Source organism: Dietzia sp. NPDC055343 (assembly GCF_053645265.1).
This window is the reverse complement of record NZ_JBSHMJ010000022.1, coordinates 17,381-42,567: the sequence shown is the minus strand read 5'-3', so window position 1 is coordinate 42,567 and position 25,187 is coordinate 17,381. Positions and strand designations below refer to the sequence as shown.

The 25,187-nt window shown below is 70.5% G+C and carries 23 protein-coding genes and 1 tRNA gene; 6 read left to right on the top strand and 18 right to left on the bottom strand.

What is annotated here, in order from left to right:
• Positions 1 to 119 precede the first annotated feature (119 nt).
• From ACWIE7_RS11840 to ACWIE7_RS11825, 4 genes are all read right to left on the bottom strand, one after another.
• Complete coding sequence (locus tag ACWIE7_RS11840; RefSeq protein WP_454069309.1) at positions 120 to 1,043, bottom strand: hypothetical protein; 924 nt, start codon at positions 1,041 to 1,043, stop codon at positions 120 to 122.
• Positions 1,044 to 1,375: 332 nt separating this feature from the next.
• Positions 1,376 to 3,349, bottom strand: coding sequence for an ABC-F family ATP-binding cassette domain-containing protein (locus ACWIE7_RS11835; protein ID WP_454069308.1), 1,974 nt, complete (start codon positions 3,347 to 3,349; stop codon positions 1,376 to 1,378).
• 2 nt (positions 3,350 to 3,351) lie between these two features.
• On the bottom strand, positions 3,352 to 4,419 hold the full coding sequence (locus ACWIE7_RS11830) for a 4-(cytidine 5'-diphospho)-2-C-methyl-D-erythritol kinase (RefSeq protein WP_454069307.1): 1,068 nt from the start codon (positions 4,417 to 4,419) through the stop codon (positions 3,352 to 3,354).
• A gap of 37 nt (positions 4,420 to 4,456) precedes the next feature.
• Complete coding sequence (locus ACWIE7_RS11825) at positions 4,457 to 5,461, bottom strand: YeiH family protein (RefSeq protein ID WP_454069306.1); 1,005 nt, start codon at positions 5,459 to 5,461, stop codon at positions 4,457 to 4,459.
• A gap of 102 nt (positions 5,462 to 5,563) precedes the next feature.
• Between ACWIE7_RS11825 and ACWIE7_RS11820 the strand changes: the two genes are divergently transcribed.
• Positions 5,564 to 6,526, top strand: a complete 963-nt coding sequence (locus ACWIE7_RS11820) for a LysR family transcriptional regulator (RefSeq protein ID WP_454069305.1) — start codon at positions 5,564 to 5,566, stop codon at positions 6,524 to 6,526.
• On the opposite strand, the gene rsmA is transcribed toward ACWIE7_RS11820, so the two are convergent.
• The 5 genes from rsmA to ACWIE7_RS11795 all read right to left on the bottom strand — a co-directional run bounded on the left by rsmA (position 6,463) and on the right by ACWIE7_RS11795 (position 13,177).
• Complete coding sequence (gene rsmA, locus ACWIE7_RS11815; RefSeq protein WP_454069323.1) at positions 6,463 to 7,374, bottom strand: 16S rRNA (adenine(1518)-N(6)/adenine(1519)-N(6))-dimethyltransferase RsmA; 912 nt, start codon at positions 7,372 to 7,374, stop codon at positions 6,463 to 6,465. The genes ACWIE7_RS11820 and rsmA overlap by 64 nt on opposite strands.
• 38 nt (positions 7,375 to 7,412) lie before the next feature.
• Positions 7,413 to 8,609 (bottom strand): transglycosylase family protein, encoded by a 1,197-nt coding sequence (locus tag ACWIE7_RS11810; protein WP_454069304.1) that lies wholly within the window; start codon positions 8,607 to 8,609, stop codon positions 7,413 to 7,415.
• 243 nt (positions 8,610 to 8,852) lie between these two features.
• A complete protein-coding gene (locus ACWIE7_RS11805) occupies positions 8,853 to 9,719 on the bottom strand; it encodes a TatD family hydrolase (RefSeq protein ID WP_454069303.1) in 867 nt (288 codons plus the stop codon).
• 8 nt (positions 9,720 to 9,727) lie between these two features.
• Positions 9,728 to 11,566 carry a methionine--tRNA ligase gene (metG, locus tag ACWIE7_RS11800; RefSeq protein ID WP_454069302.1) on the bottom strand — a complete coding sequence of 613 codons (1,839 nt, stop codon included), beginning with the start codon at positions 11,564 to 11,566 and terminating at the stop codon, positions 9,728 to 9,730.
• Between the two features lie 9 nt (positions 11,567 to 11,575).
• Complete coding sequence (locus ACWIE7_RS11795) at positions 11,576 to 13,177, bottom strand: BCCT family transporter (protein WP_454069301.1); 1,602 nt, start codon at positions 13,175 to 13,177, stop codon at positions 11,576 to 11,578.
• 174 nt (positions 13,178 to 13,351) lie between these two features.
• Between ACWIE7_RS11795 and ACWIE7_RS11790 the strand changes: the two genes are divergently transcribed.
• Positions 13,352 to 14,635, top strand: coding sequence for an aminodeoxychorismate synthase component I (locus ACWIE7_RS11790; RefSeq protein ID WP_344988118.1), 1,284 nt, complete (start codon positions 13,352 to 13,354; stop codon positions 14,633 to 14,635).
• Positions 14,636 to 14,673: 38 nt separating this feature from the next.
• Here ACWIE7_RS11790 and rsmI read toward each other — a convergent pair whose 3' ends face one another.
• A complete protein-coding gene (gene rsmI / locus ACWIE7_RS11785; RefSeq protein WP_452098706.1) occupies positions 14,674 to 15,522 on the bottom strand; it encodes a 16S rRNA (cytidine(1402)-2'-O)-methyltransferase in 849 nt (282 codons plus the stop codon).
• Between the two features lie 93 nt (positions 15,523 to 15,615).
• On the opposite strand from rsmI, the gene ACWIE7_RS11780 reads away from it, so the two are divergent.
• Together ACWIE7_RS11780 and ACWIE7_RS11775 are read left to right on the top strand one after the other, a co-directional pair.
• Positions 15,616 to 17,127 (top strand): dolichyl-phosphate-mannose--protein mannosyltransferase, encoded by a 1,512-nt coding sequence (locus tag ACWIE7_RS11780; protein ID WP_454069300.1) that lies wholly within the window; start codon positions 15,616 to 15,618, stop codon positions 17,125 to 17,127.
• Positions 17,128 to 17,221: 94 nt separating this feature from the next.
• Positions 17,222 to 18,244 carry a mechanosensitive ion channel family protein gene (locus ACWIE7_RS11775; RefSeq protein WP_380059537.1) on the top strand — a complete coding sequence of 341 codons (1,023 nt, stop codon included), beginning with the start codon at positions 17,222 to 17,224 and terminating at the stop codon, positions 18,242 to 18,244.
• 98 nt (positions 18,245 to 18,342) lie between these two features.
• On the opposite strand, the gene ACWIE7_RS11770 is transcribed toward ACWIE7_RS11775, so the two are convergent.
• The 7 genes from ACWIE7_RS11770 to ACWIE7_RS11740 all read right to left on the bottom strand — a co-directional run bounded on the left by ACWIE7_RS11770 (position 18,343) and on the right by ACWIE7_RS11740 (position 22,831).
• Positions 18,343 to 18,741: a DoxX family protein gene (locus ACWIE7_RS11770; protein ID WP_230930058.1), complete on the bottom strand. Its 399-nt coding sequence runs from the start codon at positions 18,739 to 18,741 to the stop codon at positions 18,343 to 18,345.
• A gap of 5 nt (positions 18,742 to 18,746) precedes the next feature.
• Complete coding sequence (locus tag ACWIE7_RS11765; RefSeq protein WP_454069299.1) at positions 18,747 to 19,610, bottom strand: SDR family oxidoreductase; 864 nt, start codon at positions 19,608 to 19,610, stop codon at positions 18,747 to 18,749.
• A gap of 164 nt (positions 19,611 to 19,774) precedes the next feature.
• Entirely contained in the window at positions 19,775 to 20,983 is a 1,209-nt protein-coding gene (locus ACWIE7_RS11760; RefSeq protein WP_454069298.1) for an NADH:flavin oxidoreductase, read from the bottom strand.
• Positions 20,984 to 21,043: 60 nt separating this feature from the next.
• Positions 21,044 to 21,364 (bottom strand): DMT family transporter, encoded by a 321-nt coding sequence (locus ACWIE7_RS11755; RefSeq protein WP_454069297.1) that lies wholly within the window; start codon positions 21,362 to 21,364, stop codon positions 21,044 to 21,046.
• The gene (locus ACWIE7_RS11750) at positions 21,361 to 21,762 is read right to left on the bottom strand and encodes a DMT family transporter (protein WP_452098701.1); all 402 of its coding nucleotides are present in this window, start codon (positions 21,760 to 21,762) and stop codon (positions 21,361 to 21,363) included. The genes ACWIE7_RS11755 and ACWIE7_RS11750 overlap by 4 nt, the downstream gene beginning before the upstream one ends.
• Complete coding sequence (locus tag ACWIE7_RS11745; RefSeq protein WP_452098700.1) at positions 21,755 to 22,666, bottom strand: dihydrodipicolinate synthase family protein; 912 nt, start codon at positions 22,664 to 22,666, stop codon at positions 21,755 to 21,757. Before ACWIE7_RS11745 ends, ACWIE7_RS11750 begins: the two co-directional genes overlap by 8 nt.
• 18 nt (positions 22,667 to 22,684) lie before the next feature.
• On the bottom strand, positions 22,685 to 22,831 hold the full coding sequence (locus ACWIE7_RS11740) for a hypothetical protein (RefSeq protein WP_454069296.1): 147 nt from the start codon (positions 22,829 to 22,831) through the stop codon (positions 22,685 to 22,687).
• Between ACWIE7_RS11740 and ACWIE7_RS11735 the strand changes: the two genes are divergently transcribed.
• Both ACWIE7_RS11735 and ACWIE7_RS11730 read left to right on the top strand, forming a co-directional pair.
• Entirely contained in the window at positions 22,830 to 23,576 is a 747-nt protein-coding gene (locus ACWIE7_RS11735) for a potassium channel family protein (protein ID WP_454058047.1), read from the top strand. The genes ACWIE7_RS11740 and ACWIE7_RS11735 overlap by 2 nt on opposite strands.
• 61 nt (positions 23,577 to 23,637) lie before the next feature.
• Positions 23,638 to 24,873: an IS1096 element passenger TnpR family protein gene (locus ACWIE7_RS11730; RefSeq protein WP_454058046.1), complete on the top strand. Its 1,236-nt coding sequence runs from the start codon at positions 23,638 to 23,640 to the stop codon at positions 24,871 to 24,873.
• A gap of 123 nt (positions 24,874 to 24,996) precedes the next feature.
• Here ACWIE7_RS11730 and ACWIE7_RS11725 read toward each other — a convergent pair.
• A tRNA-Ala gene (locus ACWIE7_RS11725) sits at positions 24,997 to 25,069 on the bottom strand.
• Between the last annotated feature and the right edge of the window lie 118 nt (positions 25,070 to 25,187).

Below are 25,187 nucleotides of genomic sequence, written 5' to 3'. Positions count from 1 at the left end.
TCGACACCACGGCGACGCTTGATGCCACTACTGCGAGAACGCGGCGGGTGCTTCGCAGTGATGCCAACACAACGCTCTGAGGGCCCTGGCCGCGGCCTTCAACTGCTCGACTTCCTTCCTCAACCAGACCAATCTCCCCGCATTACCGCCGAGCCGATCTGCCGCGTCAGCATCCCCGGGCTGCGCATCATTTGCGCCGTGACGCGAAACCTCTCCCACCCGAGCTCTGCCATCTGGGCGTTGGCCCACGCGTCGAACTCCCAGTTCCCCTTCTCACGATGGAGTTCGCTGTCGTAGAAGATCGCGACCTTCTGCTTCTCGTATCCGAGGTCCGCTTTGGCGATCTTCTCGCCGTACTCGTTGCGCATGACTAGCTGCGGAGTCGGCGTCGGCAGTCCGGCCCGGATCAACATCAGCCGTAGACGTGTCTCCGGCGGAGAATCAGCCCGCTCGTCGCACCATCGGAGCAGCGATCGGATCCGGTTTACCCCGTGCAGACCGCTCATCTGGTCAATCGTCTGTCCCAGTGCGTTCACCGTGATCCCGCCCCGGTTGCAGACGGCGTCGATCTTGGCGATGGCGATATCGTCGTCGTCCTCCCACCTCCCCACATCGACGGCGGTTCTGGCCGCGGACGTGAATCGGACCCCTTCCTTCTCCACCAAGTGTCCTTTCGGAAACGCGCGCGACCAGCGGCGGAGCCTCACGCCCGGGACTCTTCGCGGCGTGCCCGGACAATAAATGTCAGTAGTCTTCGTGACGGATTCCGGCGCGTACCAGCGCTCGTGATGCAACAGGGCCGCACCCGCGCCGCCGAGCACCGAACCCTCGGGCGCCCACAGCGCAGCCGCGCGCACAAGAATCTCCGGCGTCACCACGCACGACGACACGACGTACACATCCGGGAACAAGCGCCTGTACCGAGTGCGCAGTTGGTACGGGCTGAGCCGCCCCGCCGCGATCGCGTCACTGCCGAGGAAGGGAGCATCGCGCCGCGACAGAGTTGCGCGATTCAACGGTTTTCCACGACTCGGTGCGCTCACCAGTCCATCTTCAGCCTCACCGACCACCGCCGAGACGATCGACCGCGCGATTGTGGATAGAACAGACGACCATCCACAGGCACCAAAGCAACGTAGCCCGGCCCTACTCCGCCCAGCACAGCCCCGCATGCACGGCCCAGCCGGTCCCAGCCAAGAGTAGCGTCCGGCCCGGTCGGTAGCGCCCCGCACCGCTGCAGCTGCGAACTTTGTTGGCACCACTGCGGTGGGCGGAAGAGATTTTCGCATTGGCGCCAACAGTCCCCGCAATGGTGCAGACAAAACGCAGTACTCGGGCTGGGCCGCGGGGACTGCGGGGACCGCGCGCGAGCGGATCACCCCTCGAGTTGCTCGCCGATCTCCATCCAGCGCTCCTCGAGCTGCTCCTTCTCGGCGACGACGTCCTTGAGTTCGCGGTCCAGGTCGGCGAGTTTCTCGGTGTCCAGCGCCTCCCCCGCTGCGGCGGCCATCGCGGCGTGCAGCTGAGATTCACGCTTGTCGAGCTTCTGCATCTGCCGCTCCAGCTTGTTCATCTCCTTCTGCAGCTCGCGCTGCTCACCGGAGCTGAGTACGGCAGCCGCAGGTACGGACGTATCGGCGACCGTCGCGCCCGTGCCCGTGCCCGTGCCGCCAGCGTAACCGGCGGAACCGGCGGAACCAGCCACGCCAGCGGAACCAGCGGAACCAGCCCCGGCCCCGTCGGCCCCAGCCGTGGAGCGGCCATCCGAGCCAGCGCCGACACCAGCGCCAACGCCTGCACCCGCCACTGCCGCGCGCGAGATCTTGCCCGAGTCGCCGGCCGCCCCGGCCACGCGCCGACGCTCGAGGTACTCGTCGATCCCGCGCGGCAGATTGGTGAGCCCGCCGTCCCCGAACAGCGCCCACACCGAGTCGCAGATCCGCTCGATCAGGTAGCGGTCGTGAGAGATCACGACCATCGTCCCGGGCCAGCCGTCGAGAAGGTCCTCGAGTTGCCGCAGTGTGTCGATGTCGAGGTCGTTGGTGGGCTCGTCCAGCAGCAGCACGTTCGGCTCGGCCATCAGTACGCGGGTGAGCTGCAGCCGCCGCCGCTCGCCGCCGGAGAGGTCACCGACGGGCGTGCGCTGCCGCGCCGGCGAGAAACCGAGCCGCTCGGCCAACTGGGAGGCGGACAGCTCATCCTCGCCGAACGCCACGCGCGTGGCGACGTCCTCGATCGCCTGGAGTACCCGCTGGTCGAGCGGCAGGTCGTCGAGCTCCTGCTTGAGCCAGCCGATCCGGACGGTCTTGCCCTCCTTGCGTCGCCCGGCCGCCAGCGGCGCCTGGCCGGCGAGCGCCCGCAGCAGGGTGGTCTTGCCGGAACCGTTGACGCCCACCAGTCCGAGTCGCTCGCCCGGCGCGAGCCGCCAGGTCAGATCGTCGACGAGCGTACGGCCGTCGGGGGCGTCGAGCCGGACGTCCTCGAGTTCGATCACGACCTTGCCCAGCCGCCGCGCAGCAAAACTCGACAGCTGCAGTGCATCGCGGGGCGGCGGCACGTCCTTGATCAACGCCTCGGCGGCCTCGATGCGGTAGCGCGGCTTGGAGGTACGTGCGGGCGCGCCGCGGCGCAGCCAGGCGAGCTCCTTGCGCGCGAGGTTCTGCCGGCGCGATTCGGTGACGGAGGCCTGGCGATCACGCTCGGCGCGCGCGAACACCCAGTCGTTGTATCCGCCCTCGTACTGCTCGACGCGGCCGTCGACGACCTCCCAGGTGTGGGTGGCCACCGTGTCGAGAAACCAGCGATCGTGTGTGACGACGACGAGTGCGCTCGACCTCCGCACCAGGTGGTCGGCCAACCACTGGACGCCCTCCACGTCGAGATGGTTGGTGGGCTCGTCCAGCACCAGCAGATCGAGGTCCTGCACCAGGGCCGCCGCCAACGACACCCGGCGCCGCTCGCCGCCGGACAGGTCCGCGACAGGGGTGTCCAGGCCGAGGTCGTGGATGCCGATGCCGTCGAGCACCGACCGCACGCGGGCGTCGCCGGCCCACTCGTGGGTGGCCAGGCCGAGTCCGCCGATCACGGCCTCGCCCACGGTGTCGGCCGCGAGTTCCGTGCGCTGGGTGACCACCGCCATCCGCAGGTCACCCACCCGGGACACGCGCCCGGAGTCGGGCTCGGCGACGCCGGTGAGGATCTCCAGCAGGGTCGTCTTGCCACCGCCGTTGAGGCCCACCACGCCGATGCGGTCACCGGCGTTGACGCCCAGCGAGACGTTGTCGAGCACCTGGCGGATGCCGAAGGAGATCGAACCCTGCTCGATGTTGATGAGGTTGGTGGGGGCCATCTCTACTTTCCTGTGGGGTCGCCGGCGGACGGTGCGCCGCCGACGTGATCGAGGTCGAGGTCGCCGGTGGCGTCGCTCGTGATGCGGGCGCCGCCGACCGGGCCGCTGGTGATGCGCACCTCGCGCGCGACGCCGGATTCGCTGATCTCGGCCGCCACGGCGATCGCGTGTTCGCGGTCGGCGCAGAAGAACAGGCAGGTCGGCCCGGAGCCGGAGACCATTCCGCCCAGGGCTCCGGCCTCCCGGCCCGCGCGCAGGGTGCGGCGTAGCGCAGGCATGAGTGAGAGGGCGGCGGGCTCCATGTCGTTGACCAGCAGGGCGGCCACCGCGGCGGGGTCATTCCCGGCCAGTGCCTGCACGAGCCGCTCGGTGCCGCCCGCCCGGGGTAGGGCGCGGCGGCCGTCGCCCTGCTCCGCGGTCCCCCGCTCGGCGCGGAGCCGGTCGAGCTCGCCGAACACCGCCGGGGTGGACAGCCCGCCGGCGGCCAGTGCCACGACGACGTGTTGTTCGCCGCGGGCGTGCAGCAGCGTCGCGAGCTCCTCGCCCCGGCCGGTGCCGAGCGCTGTTCCGCCGCGGATGCAGAACGGCACGTCACTGCCGAGACGGGCCCCGCGCTGCTCCAGTTCCGCCCGGTTCAGTCCCAGACCGAGCAGCCGGTCGGTGGCCACCAGGGCGGCCGCCGCGTCCGCGCTTCCGCCGGCCATTCCGCCGGCCACGGGGACGCCCTTGCGAATACGGATGGCGATCCGGGCATCCGAACCCGCCTCCTCACGGAGCAGGTCGACCGCCCGGGCCGCGAGATTGGTCCGGTCCGTGGGCACCTGGTCGGCCCCGGGCCCCGACACGGTGATCGCGACGTCGTCGTCGGAACCAGCGATGCCGTCGTCGGGTCCGGCGGCCTCGATCGCGACCGTGACCTCCTCCCACAGATCCACGGCCCGGTACACGGTGACCAGCTCGTGGAAGCCGTCCTCGCGCACGTCACCCACGGCCAGGTGGAGGTTGATCTTGGCCGGCGCGACGGCGGTCACAGCACGCGGGCCGGTGGGGGTGGAGACGTCGCGGAGCATGCCCATCAGCCTACGTCGCCCACCGCGGAACCGACGGTCAGGCCGCGACCCCCGCCACCCGCACCCCGACCAACGCGATCCCGGCCACCCAGACGGTGGACGCCGCGGCCAGGACGAACGGGCGCGCGCCGACCTCGCGGAGGGTGGCCACCCGCACGCCCGTCCCGAGGGCGAACATCGCGGCGGTGAGCAGGACCGTCTGCGCCACCCCGGCCCCGTCGAGCACCGCCGGCGCGAGCAGCCCCGACGACCGCAGGAGCACGCAGGCGAGGAACGCCACGATGAACAGCGGCACGAGCGGGGGTCGACGGAGCCCCGGAACCGAGGCGGACCGCCGGCGCGCCTGCAGCCCCAGCACCGTCACGACCGGGGCCAGCAGGAGGACGCGCGCGAGTTTGACCGTCACCGCCACCGCGAGTGCCGATCCCCCGATCGCCCCGCCCGCCGCGACCACCTGGGCCACCTCGTGGATCGACCCCCCGGCCCACGCGCCGGCCGCAGTCTCGGGCATCCCGAGCGCCGCGGCGGCGAGCGGCACGGCGGGGATCATGAGGGTGCCGAACACCACCACGAGCGCCACGGCGGTGGCCACCTCCTCCTCACGGGCGTCCACCACCCCGTCGACGGCCGCCACGGCCGCCGCCCCGCAGACCGAGAACCCGCAGGCGATGAGCACCCGCTGCGTCCATCCCAGGCCGAGGAGCCCGCCGACGAGCATCGTCCCCGCGATCCCGAGGATCACCACCGACACCACGACGACCAGGACCGGCCACCCCAGCCCGAGGATGTCGCCGAGCGCCACCTGCAGCCCGAGCACGGCGATTCCGGCGCGGAGAAACGTGGTCGACGCCACCGCCAGACCCGGGCGACACCCTGGGGTCACGCGCCCGAGGTTCACCAGGACGGCCCCGAGCAGGATCGCCACGAGCAGCGGGCTCACGGCGGGAAGCAGCCGCCCCAGCACGAGCGCGAGGATGGTGCCGAGGCCGCACAGCGCGAGCCCCGGCAGGGCTGGTCGGGTCGCGGTTCTCAGGGAGGTCATGGCGTCCAGTCTCGGCCGGGCGGCGGTCTCCCGGTAGCCGCGGAATCGGCATCGGGACATATAGTTCCGATATGCCAGCGCTTCGAGGCATATGATCCGGACATGACCAGATGGTGGCCGGACCTCGTGGCCCTGGAGCTGTTGACCGGTGTCGACGACCACGGCAGTCTGAGCGCCGCCGCCCGCGCCGCCGGCGTGGCCCAGCCCAACGCCAGCCGGATGATCAAGCAGCTCGAGCACCGTTTCGGCACGCCACTGCTCGAGCGCCGCCCGTCGGGCGCGACCCTCACCCCGCACGGGAGGCTGATCACGCACTGGGCCCGGCAGGTCCTCGAGGGGGCGGCCGGGCTGCTCGACGTGGCGGAGAGTCTGAACAGCGAGCGGGCCGCCCAGCTCACGGTCAGTGCGAGCATGACCGTGGCCGAGCACCTCATGCCGCTGTGGCTGGGGGACTTCCGCGGCGAGCATGGAGAGGTGGGCCTCCACGTGAACGTGCGCAACTCCGCCGTGGTGTTCGACGAGGTCTCCGGCGGGGCGTGCGATGTGGGATTCGTTGAGACACCCACGGTCCCGGCCGGCCTGCACTCCGCGACCGTCGCCCGGGACCGACTCGTCGTGGTGGTCCCGCCCGGTCATCCGTGGGTGCGGAGAAGGACGCCCCTGAGCGTGCGCGAGCTGGCCGCCACGCCGCTGGTGGTCCGCGAGCAGGGATCGGGCACCCGCGTCACCCTGGACCTGGCACTACAGGAGTACGAGCGGGCCGCGCCGCTCCTGGAATCCGGGAGTTCCGCTGCCGTCCGGACGAGCGTCCTCGCGGGCGTGGGGCCGGCCGTACTCAGTTCGCTGGCCGTGTCCGACCAGGTGCGCTCGGGCGAGCTCCGGGTGATCGAGGTGGACTGCCTCGATCTGGACCGCCGCCTGCGGGCGGTGTGGCGGCCACCGCGCCAACTCTCGGGGCCGGCCGCCGATCTGGTGACGATCGCGCGGAGGAACGTGCGCGGTCAGGCGGGCCCGGGCCCCGGCCCGATCCCCAGCTCCCGGGCGGCCCCGGCGATCGCCACGTAATCGGCGGTGGTGAGCTGCTCGCCGCGCGCCCTGGGGTCGATGTCGGCGGCGACCAGCGCCTCCTCCGCGAGCGCACCCGAGCCGGCCCAGCCGGACAGCGCCGCGCGAAGGGTCTTACGGCGCTGCGCGAACGCGGCGTCGGCCACGGCGAACACCCGGCGGCGGTGCTCGTCGCTCATGTCCCACGGCGCCTCGTCGTACCGGTCGATCCGCACCAGCCCGGACTCGACGTTGGGTACGGGCCAGAAGACGTTGCGCCCCACCACGCCGGTGCGGCGGACGGTGCCGTAGAAGCCCGCCTTGACGCTGGGCACGCCGTACACGCGCGAGCCCGGGGCGGCGGCCAGGCGGTCGGCCACCTCGAGCTGCACCATCACCAGCGCGGTGCGCAGGGTGGGCACCTCGGCGAGCAGGTGCAGCAGCACGGGCACGGACACGTTGTAGGGCAGGTTCGCCACGAGCGCGGTGGGCGCGGGCTGACCCAGCTCGGCGACGGTCACCGCGAGCGCGTCGGCGCCCACGACGGTGAGCGCACCGGCCCGCTGCGGGGCCCGCTCGGCGACGGTGCGCGGCAGCCGCTCGGCCAGGACCGGGTCGATCTCCACGGCCACCACGCGGCCGGCGGCGTCGAGCAGCGGCAGGGTCAGCGAGCCCAGGCCGGGGCCCACCTCGATGACCGAGTCCTCGCGCCCGACGCCGGAGGCCACGACGATCCGCCGGACGGTGTTGGCGTCGTGGACGAAGTTCTGCCCGAGGGTCTTGGTGGGCTTGATGCCCAGCTCGCCGGCGAGCGCGCGGACCTCCTGGGGGCCGAGAGGTTCGGCCTGCCCGCGGAACTGCTCGGAGATCCCCGTCCCCGCGGGCTGGGATCCCGGGTCGACGATGCTCAGCGGAGCCCCAGCCGCGAGGTGCAGGCGGGCCAGGCGCCCCAGCCCTGTGAGGCCCGGACCTTCTCGGCGATCGCGATCTGCTGCTCACGCGTGGCCAGGTGGGCGCTGGGCGCGTACTGGCCGCCGCCGTGGCCGGTCCAGGTCTGCGGGTGGAACTGGAGGCCGCCGGAGAAGCCGTTGCCGGTGTTGGTCGCCCAGTTACCACCGGACTCACACTGTGCGATCGCGTCCCACGTACTGCCCTGCGAGGACTGCGGGACCGCCGGCTTGGGCTTGGTGCCCACGCTCACGACGGCCGGGGTGGCCTCGGTCAGGACGGTCTCGGCGCCGCGGTGACGCTCGGTCTCGACGCCGTTGACGCGGGTGACCGTGTAGGTGACCTCGCGCTCGCCGGGCACGCCGGGCTCGGCGACGGTGCGCTCCCCCTCAAGCGCCTCGGGATCCTCGGTGGTCGTCTCGGGCGCGTCGTAGGGCTCGACCGCCTTCTCCTCGGCGGTGGCGATGCGGGTGACCGTCACCCGGGTCTCCGGGCCGACCGGGGTCTCGGGGGCGGGCTCCACGACGTCCTGCGCACCCAGCTTCACGCCGAGCCGCTCCAGGAACTCGCCCACGGTCGCGCCGGGCGCACTGAACGAGCTGTGCGGGCCGCCGTGGTCGGACAGCATGACCTCGCGCGGGGTCACGATCGAGACGGAAGCACCGTCGAGCGGCACCTCGGCGTCGATACGGGGGCTGACGTAGCTACGGGGCGGCACGTCGCCGCGTTCGGCGACGAGGTCGGCGACCGTGGTGGCCGTGGTCCAGACCTCTTCGGTCTCGCCGTCGACCTCAACGGTGACGGGCCGGGCGCGCTGCAGGGTCACGGTGTCGCCGTCGCCGAGCCGCTCGGGCGCAGAGACCACGTCACGCTCGTCGACCGAGTAGCCGGCCTCCTCGAGCGCGGCGCGCACGTCGGACTTGAAGGTCACGAGCTCGACGGTCGAGCCGTCCACCTCGAGCGTGTACTGGGTGCGCTGGTCCACCGCCGCGACCCCGCCCACCACGAGGGTGGTGAGCATGCCGGCCACCGACCACCGCAGCAGCGCGGAGCGCGAGCGGTGGATCCGCGTGACGGGGGCGAGCAGTCCCCTCGGCTCCCGGCGAGTGCCGTTGCCGGTATCCGTGGGGGTGCCGGTCCGTGCGTCGTCAACCACTTGTCAGATCTCTCCTCGCGTACCGCGCGAACGCCCGTATCCGGCGTCCACGTTTCATCACGGTAGCGTAACGAATCCGGTCACCGTCGGGCAACGTGATACCCGTGACATGCGACGACGACGAAGACCGCCGATTACTTTTCGTTACAATTGCACCGCTGTTCACTCCAGTCACACCACTCACGGCGCTCCCTCCGCGGCCGGTGGGCCGGGCGGTCGCCCGCGTCGGCCGGCGGTGCCGCGTCAGACCGTCAGGCCGAAGATCCCCCGCGCGGTCTCGGCGACCTCGGCCACGAATTCCTCGGGCGTCTGCCCGCGGACCTCGGCGATCGCACGGGCGGTGTAGCCGACCAGTCCCGGCTCGTTGCGGGCCCCGCGGAACGGCTCGGGCGCCATGTAGGGGGCGTCGGTCTCCACCAGGATCTGCCCGGCCGGGGCCAGGCGTGCCGCCTCGCGCAGGTGCTCGTTGGCCTTGAAGGTCACGTTCCCGGTGAACGACAGCACGTACCCGCGGTCCAGCGCCTCGCGGGCGACGTCCAGGGGCGAGGAGAAGCAGTGGAGCATCACGCTCGGAACGCCCGACCCGGGCCCGGCCACCTCGGCCAGCACGCGCATGAGGTCGTCGTCGGCCTCGCGGTTGTGGATCATCAGGCACTTGCCCAGTTCGGCGGCGAGACCGGCGTGCCAGCGCAGCGACTCCTCCTGCTCCGCCGGGTCGGCGCAACCGTCCATCGTCCCCACCCAGTAGTGGTCCAGGCCGGTCTCCCCCACCGCCACCACGCGCGGGTGGGCGGCGAGCTCCGCCAGCCGGGCCCGCGCGGCCGGGCCGGTCTCGGGGTCAGTGACCTCGCGGGCACGGGTCGGGTGCACGGCCACGGCCGCGTACACCCGCTCGTCGGCCTCGGCGGCGGCCACCACGGCCTCCGACTCGGCCAGGTCATCGCCGACGGTCACGAGCGCGGCCACGCCGGCCAGAGCGGCACGGTCGGCGGCGGCGCGGACCTCGTCGGCGGTGCGGTGCCCGCACGAGTACAGGTGCGTGTGGGCGTCGACGAGTCCGGGCAGCGGCTCGGGCAGGACGGGGGTCGGGCGGGGCTTGCGCTTTCCCATACTCCGGGTCAGTCCTCGCGCTGGATCGGGGCCCACTCGGGGCCGGTCTCGGCCAGCTCCGGGTCGACCTTGGCGAACAACGGGGAGGGCTTGGCCAGCGGGGTGCCGGGCACGATCTCGCTGCGGGCCCACCGGGCCTGCTCGGAGGCGTAGTCGCCCATGATCACCGGGTACCGGTGGCCGGGCTCGGGCACACCCGAACCCACCACCTCGACGGGCATGTCGTCGGTGACCTCGTGGACCTGCGGTGCGGCCGCCCAGATGCCCTCGCCGCCGATCGCGCCGTGGATCCGCTGGGCGGCCGACGGCATGAACGGGGTGAGCAACGTGTTGGCGTCGGAGACGACCTGCAGCGCGGTGTGCAGGACGGTGCCCAGCCGCTCGCGCTGGTCGGGCTCCTTGGCCAGCTTCCACGGCTCGGTGGCGGCGATGTACCGGTTGGCGGCGCCGACGATGCGCATCGCCTCGGTCACGCCGGCCTTGAAGCGTGACTGGTCGAGGTGGCCGCCGACGGTGTCGAACGCGGAGCGGGCCTCGCGCAGCAGCTCGACGTCCACGTCGGTCAGCGTGCCCGGTCGCGGGATCTCGCCGAAGTTCTTGTGCGCCATCGACACGGTGCGGTTGACGAGGTTGCCCCAGCCGCCCACCAGTTCGGCGTTGGTGCGGCGCACGTACTCGTCCCAGGTGAAGTCGGTGTCCTGGTTCTCCGGCCCGGCCACGGCGATGAAGTAGCGCAGGGCGTCGGGACCGAACTCGGCCAGGAAGTCGCGGACGTAGATCACCACGCCGCGCGACGAGGAGAACTTGGAGCCCGACATGGTGAGGAACTCAGATGAGACCACCTCGGTGGGCAGGTTGAGCGCGCCCAGTCCACCGGGCTCGCCACCCTTGGCCCCACGGCCGTCGTAGCCCAGCAGCTCGGCCGGCCAGATCTGCGAGTGGAAGGTGATGTTGTCCTTGCCCATGAAGTAGTGGGAGACCGCCTCCGGGTCCGTCCACCAGCGGCGCCACGCCTCCGGCTCACCGGAGCGCCACGCCCACTCGATCGACGCCGACAGGTAGCCCACCACGGCGTCGAACCAAACGTAGAGCTTCTTGTCACCGCGGTCCTGCCAGCCCTCGACCGGGATCGGGATGCCCCAGTCGATGTCGCGGCTCATAGCCCGCGGGCGCAGGTCCTCGAGCAGGTTGAGCGAGAACTTCAGGACGTTGGGCCGCCAGTCCTTGCGCCCTTTGAGCCAGTCCCCCAGCGCGTCGGCCAGGGCGGGCAGGTCGAGGAACCAGTGCTCGGTCTCGATGAACTTCGGCGTCTCGCCGTTGATCTTCGAGACCGGGTTCTTCAGGTCGATCGGGTCGAGCTGGTTACCGCAGTTGTCGCACTGGTCGCCGCGCGCACCGTCGTAGCCACAGATCGGGCAGGTGCCCTCGATGTAGCGGTCCGGCAGAGTACGGCCCGTCGACGGGCTCACCGCGCCCGTGGTGGTCTTGGCCACCATGTAGCCGTTGCGGTGCAGACCCTTGAACAACTCCTGCACCACGGCGTAGTGGTTCCGCGTGGTGGTGCGGGTGAACAGGTCGTAGCTCAGCCCCAGCCCGGCCAGGTCGTCGACGATCACCCGGTTGTACCGGTCGGCCAACGCCTGCACCGGCACCCCCTCCTTCTCCGCCTGGACGAGGAGGGGGGTGCCGTGCTCGTCGGTGCCAGAGACCATGAGCACGTCGTTGCCGGCCATGCGCTGGTACCTGGAGAAGACGTCCGACGGTACGCCGAACCCCGAGACGTGTCCGATGTGCCGGGGGCCGTTCGCGTACGGCCATGCGACCGCGGTGAGGACTGTCTTCGCCATGGCTACAGACTAGGTGGTCGGATCCTCCTCCTTCGAGGAGGTGGTACCCCCGTGCGCCGCGGCCTCCCGCGCCGCGATGATCTCGTCCTGCTGCTTCTTCGGCATCGCGTAGATCTTCTCGGTGATGAACGGGTCCGACTGCAGACCCCTGAGCATGGACACGCACATGAACGCCAGGACCACCACGAACGGCGACGCCGCGATGATCGTGAGGTTCTGCAGACTGTCCAGCGCCAGAGAGGGCTCGCCCTCGCTCAGGCCCGGCAGCAGCATCAGGACCGCCACACCGGCCGTGAGGACGCCCCACAGCACCACGACCCCACGCTTGGGCTCCTCGGCACCGAACTCCGACATCGACGCCATGATGATGGACGCCGAGTCCGCGCCGGTGATGAAGAAGATCGCCACCAGCGCCATGGCCAGGAACGACAGCAGCCCGGTGAGCGGCAGGTGCTCGAACAGCGAGAACAGCTGGACGGTCGCGTCACCGTCGCCGTAGATGCTCTCCCCCTTGAGCTCCAGGTCCAGCGCGGCGCCGCCCAGAACCGAGAACCATACGATGCTCAGCGCGCTGGGCACGACCAGCACGCCTACGACGAACTCACGGATCGTACGGCCGCGCGAGATGCGGGCCAGGAACATGCCCACGAAGGGCGACCAGGAGATCCACCAGGCCCAGTAGAAGACCGTCCAGCCCGACAGCCACGGGCCGGCCGTGCCGTTGTCACTCGCGCCGGTGCGCGCGGACATGGCGAAGAAGGTGTCGATGTACGCGCCGACCGAGGTGGGGATCAGGTCGAGCATGAACACGGCCGCGCCGGAGAACACCAGCACGAAGATCACCATCAGGATCGCGAGGATCATGTTGATGTTCGACAGCAGCTGGATGCCCCGCTCGACGCCACTGACCGCCGAGGCGACGAAGCACAGGCCCAACACGACGATGATGCCGATCACCACCGCGATGCTCTCGCCGGTGATGCTTCCGGTCTGCTGCAGTCCGGCCTGGATCTGCAGCGCGCCGAGGCCGAGCGAGGCCGCCGTACCGAACACGGTCGCGAAGATCGCCAGGACGTCCAGGACCTTGCCCTGCCAGCCGTCCGCGCGGCGCTGACCGATGAGCGGGGTGAAGGCGCTGGAGATGAGATGCCGGCCGCCGTAGCGGTAGGCGGTCAGCGCCAGCGAGAGCCCGACCACCGCGTAGACGGCCCAGGCGTGGCCGGTCCAGTGGAAGGTCGTGGTGGCCATCGCGGTGGTCACGCCGCCGTTGGTTCCCGGCGGGTCCTCGACGAAGTGCGCTAGCGGCTCGCTCACGCCGTAGAACATCAGGCCGATGCCCATGCCGGCCGCGAACATCATGGAGATCCAGCTCGTGGTGCGGAAGGTCGGCTTCTCGCCGTCCCCGCCCAGGCGCACGTTGCCGTACTTGCTGAACGCCAGCCACAGGACGAACGCGACGAAGGAGGTCGCCGCGAGGACGTACACCCAGCCGACGCTGTCCACGGTCCAGTCGAAGGCCGCCGTGGCCACCGTCTGGAAGGAGTCGGTGAACACCAGCCCCCAGACGAGGACCGCGCCGATCAGGATGAGCGCAGGGATGAACACACCCATGCTGATCCCGCTGGTCGGTGATCCACCCTTGGCAGGTGGAGACTTTGGGACTTTCTCTTCGTTGATGGTCACAGGTCCACTGGTAGCACGTTGGGGCCGCCAGTCGGTAAGTTTGGCCGTCTCCGGCTCGGCCCCGGCTGGACCCGGGTCGTGCGGATCTGCCACGTTTATACCGTGCATACCTGGGCGGAAGTGCCGCCGGACCCGCTCCGCGTCCTCGACGCCTGCGCTCGCCGAGCCACCCACGAGGGGCTGCCGCAACCGGCCGCGCTGCTCGGGGACTGGCTGGGCGCCGCCGCGGTGATCGCCCCGTCCGTCGAGCTGCTGCCCGTGGCATCGGAGCACGCCTTCGGTGACGGCAGCGCCAGCGCCGACGGGGACGGCCTCGTCGTCGTCGACCCTTCGCACTCCCCCGCACCCGCCGCGGAATCCCGCTACACGCTGGGCTTCCGTTCGTTCCCCGACGTTCCGATCGGCGCCCGCCGCCTCCTGCCCGAGGCGGTGTCCGGCCGCGCCGACGGCCTGCTCGTCCTCGGCCACGACGGGCGCTGGACCGCACGGGGTGACGTCCCCACCCCGCGCGACCTGGGGCTCGGAAGATTTGACGACGCCACCGACACAGTCACCAACACAGTCACCAACACCGATACCGCCGCGGCCCATCTGACCTGGGAGGCCCCGGACCGGCGGTCGCATCAGGCCGCGGTCCGGGAGTGCCTCGAGGCCATCCGGGCCGGCGAGATCTATCAGGCCTGCCTGTCCACCCGACTCGACGGCCGGCTGCACGGCGAGCCGCTCGTGCTGTTCAGTCGGCTGTGGCGGAAGACCCGGGCGCGGCGCGCGGCGTTCATGACCGGGCCGTGGGGCTCGGTGGTCTCGCTGTCGCCGGAGACGTATCTGACGCGAAGCGGCCGCGAGGTGCGCTCCTGCCCCATCAAGGGCACCCTGCCGCGCGCGGCCGATCCCGCACTGCTTCGCGGGTCGGTCAAGGACGTGGCCGAGAACATCATGATCGTCGACCTGGTCCGCCACGACCTGGGCCGGACCGCCGAACTCGGCTCGGTGACGGTGCCCGAGCTGCTGGCAGTCCACGAGGCGCCCGGCGTGTGGCACCTCGTCTCGACCGTCGCGGCCCGGACCGGCGTTCCGCACGACGAACTGGTCGAGACCACGTTCCCGCCCGCTTCCGTCACCGGCACGCCCAAGCTGCGGGCGCGTGGGCTCATCGCCGGGTGGGAGCCGCGGGCGCGCGGGCTGCACTGCGGGGCGATCGGGATCGCCGGGCCCGACGAGCTCGACCTGTCGGTGGCCATCCGGACGCTGGAGATCGCGCCGGACGGACGATGTGAGTTCGGGGTGGGCGGCGGGATCACGATCGACTCCGACCCGGACGCCGAATGGGACGAATGCGTGCACAAGGCGGCGTTCACGTGGGGCGGTGGGCCGGCGCCCTGGTGACGCGGCTCGCTGATGGGGCCCACAACGCGAGTGGGTGACTAATCAGACTCCGCGCGGGCGTCGAGCACCGCCTGGTACAGGTCCCGCTTGGTCAGCGACGACCCCTCCGCCACCGCCGCGCAGGCGTCCTTGAGGCGCTCACCGGCCGCGACGCGCTCCTCCACGATCTCGACCAGATCGTCGAGCGAGGCCTCGGTATCCGCCGCGTCTGCGCCCTCGAGCACCACGACGATCTCACCCAGCACCCCGTCGGCGGTGCGTTCGGCCAGCTCCGCGAGCGTTCCGCGCAGCACCTCCTCGTAGGTCTTGGTGAGCTCCCGGCACACCGCGGCACGGCGATCCGGCCCGAGCACCTCGGCGGCCTCGGCGAGGGTGTCGGCCAGACGGTGCGGCGACTCGAAGAACACGCAGGTGCGCTCCTCCGCGGCCAGGCGGGCCAGCCACGTGCGACGCCGCCCGGCGCGGCGCGGCGGGAACCCGTCGAAGCAGAAGCGATCCACGGGCAGACCGCTGAGCACGAGCGCGGTGGTCACGGCCGACGGCCCCGGCAGACACGTCACCGGCAGACCATCCTCGATACAGGCCGCCACCAGCGAATATCCCGGGTCCGAGACCGCGGGCATCCCGGCGTCGGTCACGACCGCCACAACGTCACCCGCGCGGACGCGATCGAGCAGCTGCGGCACGCGGCCGGCCTCGTTGTGCTCGTAGAAGCTCATCACCCGGCCGCCGATGGCGACCTCCAGCGCCGCGGCCAGTGACCGCAGGCGGCGGGTGTCCTCCGCGGCCACCACATCGGCGGTCTCGAGCAGCTGGCGGAGTCGGCCCGAGGCGTCGCCCGGGTTCCCGATGGGGGTGGCCGCCAACACGACCCGTCCGGACGTCATGTCGTCCACCTTATCCCCGTCATCCCGCGAGCCACGCCTTGCTGCCGCCGGGCGTCCCCCGTGCGCGACACGGACCCCCACTATGCTCGCCGTGTGACCTCGACCCTCGGCGTGCGCTCTCCCGGCCGCCCGCTCCCCGCTCCGGACACCGGGCCTGTCGAGACCACCCGCGACCTCATCGCCACCGGCGTCATCCTCGTGCTGGCGTTCGTGACGCGCTTCTGGGGTCTGGGTTCCGTCACCGACCGCGGCACCCCGGTCTTCGACGAGAAGCACTACGCACCGCAGTCGTTCAACATCGCCCAGCTGGGCATCGAGGAGAACCCCGCCTACGGGTTGGTCGTGCACCCGCCGGTGGCCAAGCAGATCGAGTCGATCGGCGGGATGCTGTTCGGTTACACGCCGATGGGCTGGCGGTTCACCGCCGCGATCTGTGGCGTGCTCGTGGTGCTGCTTGTCATGCGCATCACCCGGCGGCTGACCCGTTCCACCCAGCTCGGGCTCGTCGCCGGTCTGCTGCTCTGCCTCGACGGCGTCACGTTCGTCACCTCCCGCATCGGGATGCTGGACATCTACCAGGTGCTGTTCGTCACCGCGGCCGCCGGCGCACTGCTGGTGGATCGCGACCAGATGCGGGCCCGCATGCACCGTGCCGCCGTCGAGGGCCGCCTGCACCTGTCCGACCTCGGACCGCGACTCGGGTTCAGGTGGTGGCGCTTCACGGCCGGCGTCATGCTCGGCCTGTCCCTGGGCGTCAAGTGGTCGGGACTGTACTTCATCGCCTTCTTCGGTCTGATGACCGTGGCGTGGGACTGGGCGCTGCGCAGCCGCTACGGGGCCCGTCGTCCGTTCGCCGGGGCGCTGCTCCGGGACGCGCCGCCGGCTTTCCTCACCCTGGTGATCTGGCCGGCGATCCTCCACTTCTTCACCTGGCTGCCGTGGTTCGCCGGGGAGAACACGGTGTACCGCCACGCGGTGGGCGCGAAAACCGAGGACACCTGGCTGCCCGATGTCATCCAGTCCTGGATCTACTACCAGTCCTCCGTGTTGGACTTCCACTCGTCGCTGACCACCTCGGCCGGGAACCGGCACCCGTGGGAGTCCAAGCCGTGGACGTGGCCGATGAGCCTGCGGCCGATGCTCTACTACGTCGAGCAGGGCGAGGACGTGGCCGGATGCGGCGAGGCCTCCTGCGTACGGGCGATCATGCTGCTCGGCACGCCCGCCATCTGGTGGCTGGCGATCCCGGTTCTGGCCTGGGCGTTCTGGCGTGCGGTGATCTGCCGCGACGGGCGCTACGCATTCCCGCTGGTCGGATACGCCGCCGGATACCTGCCGTGGTTCTTCCAGCACGACCGACAGATGTACTTCTTCTACGCCGCGGTGATGGTGCCGTTCTTCGTCATGATGGTCTCGCTCGTGCTCGGCGAGATCTCCGGCAGATTCTCGGATCCCCCACGCAGGCGGATCATCGGGCGGGCGATCGTCTGCCTGTATCTCGCGTTGGTGATCGTGAACTTCATCTTCATGCTGCCGATCCTCTCCGGCACGCCCATCACGCAGGCCGAATGGAACATGCAACTCTGGTTGCCGTCCTGGCGGTGACCCTCCACACACCCTGGCGCACCTGACACGACCGGTGAGGGTCAGTAGCGTCGCGAGAGTGAACGAGCTACCCATTCCCTTCCCCGATCTCGGGATGTCCGACACGACGCAGGAATGGCTGGTGGAGAAGCCGGTCATGATCGTCGTGTACATACTTCTGGCGTTGCTGGTGCGCTGGCTCCTGCACCGGGCCATCGACCGCGTCACCAGGCCCACGGCGGACGGCACCACCCCGAGCCTGTGGCCGCGTCGCCGCAGGAAGGCCGACGCAGGGGCCACCGTCGACATCGACGAGCACGACGACGAGCAACGCGGGGTCAGCGCCGACGAGAGCGGTGGACTGACCGCCGAGAGCCTCAAGAAGGCACACCGCAAGCCCGCCGAGCAGGCGATGTCCGACCGCAAGCGGGCGGAGCGGCGAGCCCAGCGCATGGCCACGATCGGGTCGGTGCTCAAGTCGCTGGTGTCCTTCGTCGTCCTCGTCTGGGTGGTCCTGCAGACGCTGGCGATAGTCGGGGTGAACGTGGCGCCGTTCATCGCCTCGGCCGGGATCGTGGGCGTGGCGCTCGGCTTCGGCGCCCAGGCGTTGGTGCGTGACTTCCTCTCGGGGATCTTCATGCTCTTCGAGGACCAGTACGGCGTGGGCGACTGGGTCGACCTGGGCGAGGCCGAGGGCACCGTCGAGAACGTGGGTCTGCGGATCACCTCGCTGCGCGACCTGCACGGAACCCTGTGGTACTGCCGCAACGGCGACATCCTGCGCGTTGGCAACTACAGCCAGGACTTCGGTGTGGCGTTCCTCGAGATCCCGGTCTCCTACGGCGCGGACATCGACCGCGCCTGCAATATCGCCATCGAGACCGCCAAGAGTGCGGCGCTCGAGGAGCCGATCAAGTCCAACCTCATCTCCGGGCCCGAGCTGGCCGGCGTCAACGAACTCGGTGCGGACTCGTGGTCGCTGCGGATGACGGCGGTGACCCACGCCAACATGCAGTGGGCGACCGAGCGCGAACTCCGGCGCCGCATCCGCAATGCCTTCGTCGACGCAGGTATCGACGCCCCCTACTCCCATGGCCTGCCGGTGACGCCCATGAAGGCGATCTCCTCGGCCGAATGACGGCCTGAGCACCGGCGACGCGAACACGCGCGACACGAACGCGGGCGCGGCGACCCTGATCGGGTCGGCCGCGCCCGCGCTGTTGTGCGCCTGTGGATTCAGCCGCCCAGCGCCCGGTCGACACTGAATCTGCCCGCCCCGACGGCGGCGATGAGCAGGGCCCCCACTCCGAGCGCGACCACCAGCTCCCAGCCGTTCTGGGTGACGAACGGGCCGTTGGTGGCGTGCACGAAGTAGAACGCGCCGGCCATGTCCGCGCCGAGCAGGATCCCGGCCAGCGGGGTGAGGATCCCGGCGATGAGTGCGATCCCGGCGGCCAGCTCGACGCCGGCCACGATCGCGGCGGTGACGTCCGGTTGGGGCACGCCGAAGGAGGCGAACTGCTCCCCCACGCGGGACAGGCCGAGGGTGAAGAACTTCTGCCACCCGTGCGCCACGAAGACCACCCCGAGCCCGACGCGGGCCAGGAGGATCGCGGCGTCGGTGAGTGTCTCCATCCCCCTCACGGGAGGACGCCCTGCGCCGCCTTGTTGATCTTCCGGGCGATGAGCCTCATCGCCAGCTTGTACGCCGGCGGCGCGAACTTCTGGGCCGCGAAGGCCAGCCGGATGTCGGGCGAGGTGTAGACGATGTAGCGTCCCTTGCGCACGCCCTCGATCATCGATTCGGCCGCCTGGTCCGGGGTGACGGCGTGCCGCTGGAACTGCGCCGCGGTCTTGGCCACCTCGGGGTTCGACCGGTCCACGCCGGCGATCTCGATGCTGCCCACCAGCGGCGTGTCGACGGCGCCCGGACAGACCAGGTGCACACCGATGTCGTATGGCGCCAGATCGAAGCGCAGCACCTCGGCGATGCCGCGGATGCCGAACTTGGCGGCACTGTAGGCGGCGTGCCACGGCAGTCCCAGGAGGCCCGCGGCCGACGACACCATGACCACCGCGCCGGGTTTGCGGGCTGCCATCATCGCGGGGATGAACGCCTCGATCACGTGGATCGTGCCCATCAGGTTGACCTCGACCATGGACCGCCACACGCGGTGTTCGAGCAGGTCCGGGCGGCCCCAGGCCGAGTTTCCGGCCACGTGGAAGATCGCGTCAGGCGCGCCGTTCGCGGCGACGACCCGGTCGCCGAACGCGGCAACGGCCTCGTGATCGGTGAGGTCGATAGTCTCGGAGGCCAGCACGGAGACCCCCTTGTCGCGGCACTCCTGCGTGACCCCGGCGAGCCCGTCGGCGTTGACATCGGTCAGCACCAGCCGCGCGCCTTCGTCGGCCAGGCGGATCGCGGCCGAGCGTCCGATCCCGCTGGCCGCGCCCGTCACCACACAGATCGTGCCCCGGTAGTCCTTGATCCGCCGCCTCGACATGTGCTCCCCTGTCCGGGCCCGGGTCGACTGGTCGGGCCGCTGGTGTCCCACCGTAGCGGCCCGCCGTACCCCGCGAGGGGAGGTCGCGCGGCGCGGATCTCTGCTCGCTGCACGCGGTCGGCGGCGCTGATCCGCGGTCCGACCGCAGCCTGTATCGGCCCTGGCTACCGCGCCGGGACCGGCGGGACGTACTCGCGCAGGACGCAGCGGCTGCCGCTGTAGATGGTGGCCATGCAGCGGTTGCAGTGCACGCACAGCGACCGGCGACGCTCGTCCGCCTTGAGCTTGTTCGGCAGGTCCGGCTCGCGCAGCAGCCCGCGGCCCATGGCCACGAACTCGAAGCCGGCACCCATGGCCTTGTCGATGGAGGGCCGATCGACGATCCCGCCGAGCAGCATCATCGGCAGGTCGACGGCCTCACGGATCTGTCGGGCGTCGTCGAACATGTACGCGTCGGTGTACGGGTACTCCTTGAACATCCTCGGCCCGACGACCTTCATGCCCATCTTGATCACGGGCGGCTGGGTCGCCGCGAACTCCTCCAGCGGCGCATCCCCCTTGAACAGGTAGATGGGGTTGAGCAGCGAGCTGCCCACGGTCATCACCAGCGCGTCGGCGGAGCCGTCCTGCTCGATCCACCTGGCCACCTGTACGGCCTCGTCGATCCAGAACCCGCCGGGTACGCCGTCGTCCATGTTGAGCTTGATGGTCACGGCGATCGTGTCGCCCACGGCGTCGCGGACGGCCCGGCCGATGCGACGCGCGAACCGGGCGCGGTTCTCGAGCGAGCCGCCGTAGGCGTCCTTGCGTCTGTTCAGCTTGGGGCTGAGGAACTCGCTGACGAGGTAGTTGTGCCCGAAGTGGACCTCGATGGCGTCGAATCCGGCCTCGCGGGCACCGCGGGCGGCCCGCACGTGGTCGGCGATGATCCGGTCGATGTCGGCCTCGGTGCACGCCTTGGTCAGGGACATCCCGGTGGGCGCGGGGATGCGCGACGGCCCCATCGCGGGCATCCCGTTGGAGGCGGAGTTGGCCACGGCGCCGGCGTGACCGACCTGCGCGGAGACCGCGGCGCCCTCGGCGTGCACGGCGTCGGTGAGCTTGCGCAGCATCCCGCGGTCGTCCATGCCCCAGTGGTACTGGTGCCGGTCGGTCCGCCCCTCCGGTGAGGTCGCGAGGTAGGCGACCGTGGTCATCCCGACGCCGCCACGCGCGTACTCGGCGTGGAACTCGATGAGCTCGTCGGTCACGCGACCGTTCGGGCACCGCCCCTCGAAGGTCGCGGCCTTGACGATGCGGTTACGCAGCATCACGTTGCCGATCTTGCCGGGACTGAAGACGTCGGGTGCAGGGGTTCCGGGCGCGAGAAGCATGCGGGAACTATAACCTGTTCCAGTCGGTCTCGCGGGGGCTTGGCCAGCCTGTTTTCCGGGTCAGGCCGCCGATCCCAGTTCCACCAGCACCACGCCGGCACCGATCATCGCGATCCCGGCGCCCATCAGCGGACTGAGCGGTTCGCGGAACAGGAACCGACTCGCCACCGCGGCCAGCGCCACGCCGGCGGCCGTCCAGATGCCGTACGCCACGCCCAGTGGCATCCCGGCGGCGAGCGTCAGGGACAGCAGGGCGAACGCGGCCAGGTAGCCGGGCGCCACCGCGAGGTACCACCGACGGTCGTCGACCGCCTTGCGGAGGGAGAGGGTCGCCGCGAGTTCGAGGACGATGGCGACGACGAGATACGCCCACCCGGTCACACGGGCACCCCTTCTGTGGCGCGGGCCCGCTGGGCCCCGAGTTCGACGCACAGGACCCCGGCGATGATGACCGCGATGCCCGCGCCCATCAGCGGGGTCAGCGGCTCGGCGAAGATCAACGCGGACAGCGCCGCGGTGAGCACGACCCCCGCGGCGCCCCAGATCCCGTACGCCACGCCGAGCGGCATCCTGGCCCGCAGGGTCAGTGCCAGGAACACGAACGCTCCCGCGTAGCCCAGCACCACCACGAGGTAGAGCACCGGAGAGGTCAGGGCGCCCTTGAGCGAGAGCGAACCCGCCACCTCCAGCCCGATGGCCGCCATGAGGAATCCCCACCGGCGGGCCGTGCCCGCGCCCTGGCCCGCTTCACCGGGTACTCGGCCGCCGGGCTCAGTCACGGGGGCCGATGGTCTGCAGCGCGGACCGGACGGCCTCACGCTCGTCCCCGCTCAGCGGCAGCACCGGATGGTGAAGGCCCTCGTGGCGTACGAGGCCGGTCTCGGCGGCGATCGCGGACACCGTGCGGTAGCTGCCGAACCTGTCGAACAGGTCCCAGACGGGGTCCAGCTCCGCGGAGAGCCCGGTCGCCAGCTCCTCGTCGCCGTCCTGCGCGGCGCGGGTGATCGCCAGGCAGGTCCGGGGGAACACCCCGGCCAGCACGCTGTACCAGGTGTCGCATCCGACGAGTAGTCCGCAGGCGCCGGCACGGTCGCCGCTGATCCCCAGGGACACATACCGCGACACGGCATCACGGAGATCGGTCACGTGCCCGAGGGCCCGGCCGAGGTCCGCCGCCACGGGCGGGATCTTGACCGAGACCACCCGGGGCAGCGCGGCGACCTCGGTGAGCACTTCGCGGGTGAAGGTGTAACCCGTGGTGGCCGGGTTGTCGTAGACCACCACGGGCAGGTCGGTCTCCGAGGTCACCGTCTTGAACAGCGTCATGACCTCGGCCGGGCGCAGCGGTTGGTAGCCCAGCGGTGGCACGAGGATGCCGGCCGCGCCCGCGTCTTCCGCATCGGCCACGTGCCCGAGGATCTCCCGGGTCGTCAGGGCCCCCACGCCGACGATCACCGGCGTGGATCCGGCCGCACGCACGGCCGTCCGTGCGAGCGCGCGACGGTCACCGCGCTGCAGGTAGGCGAACCCACCCGTCGAGCCCAGAGCTCCGATCGAATCGACCCCCGCCGCCACCAGTCGCGCGACCAGGCGGGCGTACGCGCCGAGGTCGGGCACACCCCCGCTGTCCGGGCCCGCGCCGGTGAACGGGGTCAAGGGAAATGCACTCAGTCCGCTGAACACGTCGACCACTATGCCCCTCTACGCGCCCGGAGAGAAAGCAAGGCCCGCCTCGCCCGATTCGCCGCCCACGCGTTCGCCACCGATGCGCTCGATGTCGTCGTCATCGTCGTCGCCCTTCGTCCCGTCGAAGGCGTGGGCGTGGGCGAAGACTAACGTCGAGGCCATGAACGACTCCGCGTCGCCGATCCAGCGGGCGCAGCACTTCGAGCACTTCACGACGTGGCCGGTCTTCCTGGCCTCGATCCTGTTCTTCGCGGCGACGGTGGCGCTGGTCTCCGGATCGGTCCACGCCCGGGACCTGGTCAACGCGACACGGCTCGCGGCGATCGCCTGCTACGTGCTGATCCTCATCGACTTCCTCATCCGGGCGGTGCTCGCCCGCAAGGACCCCCGTGCGTTCTTCCATCGCTACCGGTTCGAGATGGTGTGCCTGATCCTGCCGCTCCTGCGGCCGTTCGTGATCCTCATCTATCTGTGGCGGCTCCCGGCCTTCCGGCGGTCCGGCACCACCCTCCGGGCCAGGTTGCTGGTCACCACCTTCCTGTTCATGCTCCTGTTCGTCTACTTCGCCGCCTCGGCCGTCTGGCTGTTCGAGCGCGGGGCGGACGGGGCCAACATCGTCAATCTCGACGACGCGATCTGGTGGGGATTCACCACGCTGACGACCGTCGGCTACGGCGAGTACTACCCGGTCACCTTCCCCGGGCGCGCTCTCGCCGTGGGGCTGATGCTGGCCGGGATAGCGATCGTCGGTACGACCACGGCCCTGGTGGTCTCGGTGCTCGGCGAGCAACTCGCGCTCCGCAAGGACGCTCTCATCCACCCGGGCGCGACAGTTAGCCATCACGACCCCGACGGGCCATCCGAGCCCAGCGGTCCAAGCGAACCAAGCGGGCCGACGACGCAGTGACGCGAGCAGCGGGCACAGCAGATCACGGCGAGCTCCCCAGCAAGCCGACATACTCGAACTCATGGCACGTACCTGGCTTTCGATCACGGTGGAACTCCTAGGCGGCCGAGGCGACGATCTGTGGCCACCACCCGGCCGGGCTTTCGCCGTCGGCCCGTCGCACACGTTCATGGATTTCGCTGACGCCATCAACACCGCGTTCGCTCGATGGGATCCCGCGCATCTCTCCGAGTTCACGCTCTCAGACGGGACAACCGTCGCCAATCTTGAGAGCAGTCTGGACTTCGTGTCGTCCGGCTTCGGCCCGGTCCAGCGCCTCGAGGACATCGAACGGACGAAGGTCGCCAAGACCGTGGAGCTCGGGGATGAGTTCCGGTTCGTCTTCGATCTCGGGGACAACTGGGTGCACCGCTGCGAGGTACACCCGGTCAAGATCGACCCGGTCGAGACCCTGGGGATCCGGCCCAGTACTCCCCTGCCCTACTGGGGATGGGGAGACATACCCGACCAATACGGGCGCCGTTGGAGCGACGACGACGGCGAGTCCCAGCCGGGCCCCCGCCCCGACCAGCCTGAGCCCATGCTGGATCCTCGATGGCCCGCGGCCCCGACTATCTCCAGTGGCGATCTCCAGGAGGTACGACGGGCCCTGTCGGCCCGGGGTGGTGATGCCCTCCTGTCGGCGATCGCAGGGCGTCAGGTCGACGACGCGCTGCAACAGATAGCCGTCGGGGCTGCGCTCCTGTTGGAGTCCGGCGACGCGAGGAGGGAGGCCCTCGTACTCTCGTTCGTCAACAGGCTGAATGCCCGCGGCCTCCCGGGGGACAAGGTGTTGGGTGAGGAGCTCCTCGCGCGGTTGCGGGGCGACACGCCGCCCGGGCGGCAGACCCCCGTCGATATCGACATGCTCGCCACGATGCTCGGCGATTCCGAGCACCTGACCGGCGCCTACGTCGACCTCGAGACCGGGTCGGTGATCCCCGTCGGGAATGGGCTCGTCGACGCCGACGACCCCGTTGACGTGGAGACCGATCCGGATCGATTTCTCTGGCTGGACCGGTACGAGGCCGACGACCGCTGGAACGACAGGATGGCCTTCGCCGCGCAGGAGCGAGACCGTGATCTACGCAGACGGCTCGAGACGGCGTTGGACGGGAAAGGGGCGTTCCAGGCATTCCGGAGCGCGATCGACGAGGCCGACCTGGTGGAGCGATGGCTCGTGTTCTCGGCGGATGCCGAACAGGGACGCGCCCGTGAGCGTCTCGCGGAACACGACATCCGTCCCGCACTGCCGTGAGTCGGCATCTGCGGGGGGGTAAAGGCCAAACTTAATGTAGGGATGCCCAGACCGTGCCCAGCCGAACGCACGAAGGCCGTCCCCGGTTTCCCGGAAACGGCCTCTGACATGCTAATTACCTTGTGGAGCTAAGGGGAATCGAACCCCTGACCTTCTCGATGCGAACGAGACGCGCTACCAACTGCGCTATAGCCCCTCACCGCCCTCGCGGGCAGTGGGTCCACCCTTGCGGGCTGGAATGCGACCCTCTCGGGCAGCGTGGAACACCTTACCAGTACGCCCCGCCCACCAACCAAACCGGCAGGGCCGCCGGT

What these genes read in the sequence shown, in the direction of transcription:
- ACWIE7_RS11805 (WP_454069303.1), bottom strand. Translation starts at nt 9,719, where the DNA reads ATGGGAAAGCGCAAGCCCCGCCCGACCCCCGTCCTGCCCGAGCCGCTG.
- ACWIE7_RS11820 (WP_454069305.1), top strand. Translation starts at nt 5,564, where the DNA reads ATGACCAGATGGTGGCCGGACCTCGTGGCCCTGGAGCTGTTGACCGGT.
- ACWIE7_RS11740 (WP_454069296.1), bottom strand. Translation starts at nt 22,831, where the DNA reads ATGGCCTCGACGTTAGTCTTCGCCCACGCCCACGCCTTCGACGGGACG.
- ACWIE7_RS11765 (WP_454069299.1), bottom strand. Translation starts at nt 19,610, where the DNA reads ATGTCGAGGCGGCGGATCAAGGACTACCGGGGCACGATCTGTGTGGTG.
- ACWIE7_RS11775 (WP_380059537.1), top strand. Translation starts at nt 17,222, where the DNA reads ATGTCCGACACGACGCAGGAATGGCTGGTGGAGAAGCCGGTCATGATC.
- ACWIE7_RS11730 (WP_454058046.1), top strand. Translation starts at nt 23,638, where the DNA reads ATGGCACGTACCTGGCTTTCGATCACGGTGGAACTCCTAGGCGGCCGA.
- ACWIE7_RS11770 (WP_230930058.1), bottom strand. Translation starts at nt 18,741, where the DNA reads ATGGAGACACTCACCGACGCCGCGATCCTCCTGGCCCGCGTCGGGCTC.
- ACWIE7_RS11825 (WP_454069306.1), bottom strand. Translation starts at nt 5,461, where the DNA reads ATGACCTCCCTGAGAACCGCGACCCGACCAGCCCTGCCGGGGCTCGCG.
- ACWIE7_RS11735 (WP_454058047.1), top strand. Translation starts at nt 22,830, where the DNA reads ATGAACGACTCCGCGTCGCCGATCCAGCGGGCGCAGCACTTCGAGCAC.
- ACWIE7_RS11795 (WP_454069301.1), bottom strand. Translation starts at nt 13,177, where the DNA reads ATGGGTGTGTTCATCCCTGCGCTCATCCTGATCGGCGCGGTCCTCGTC.
- rsmI (WP_452098706.1), bottom strand. Translation starts at nt 15,522, where the DNA reads ATGACGTCCGGACGGGTCGTGTTGGCGGCCACCCCCATCGGGAACCCG.
- ACWIE7_RS11760 (WP_454069298.1), bottom strand. Translation starts at nt 20,983, where the DNA reads ATGCTTCTCGCGCCCGGAACCCCTGCACCCGACGTCTTCAGTCCCGGC.
- ACWIE7_RS11835 (WP_454069308.1), bottom strand. Translation starts at nt 3,349, where the DNA reads ATGGCCCCCACCAACCTCATCAACATCGAGCAGGGTTCGATCTCCTTC.
- metG (WP_454069302.1), bottom strand. Translation starts at nt 11,566, where the DNA reads ATGGCGAAGACAGTCCTCACCGCGGTCGCATGGCCGTACGCGAACGGC.
- ACWIE7_RS11830 (WP_454069307.1), bottom strand. Translation starts at nt 4,419, where the DNA reads ATGCTCCGCGACGTCTCCACCCCCACCGGCCCGCGTGCTGTGACCGCC.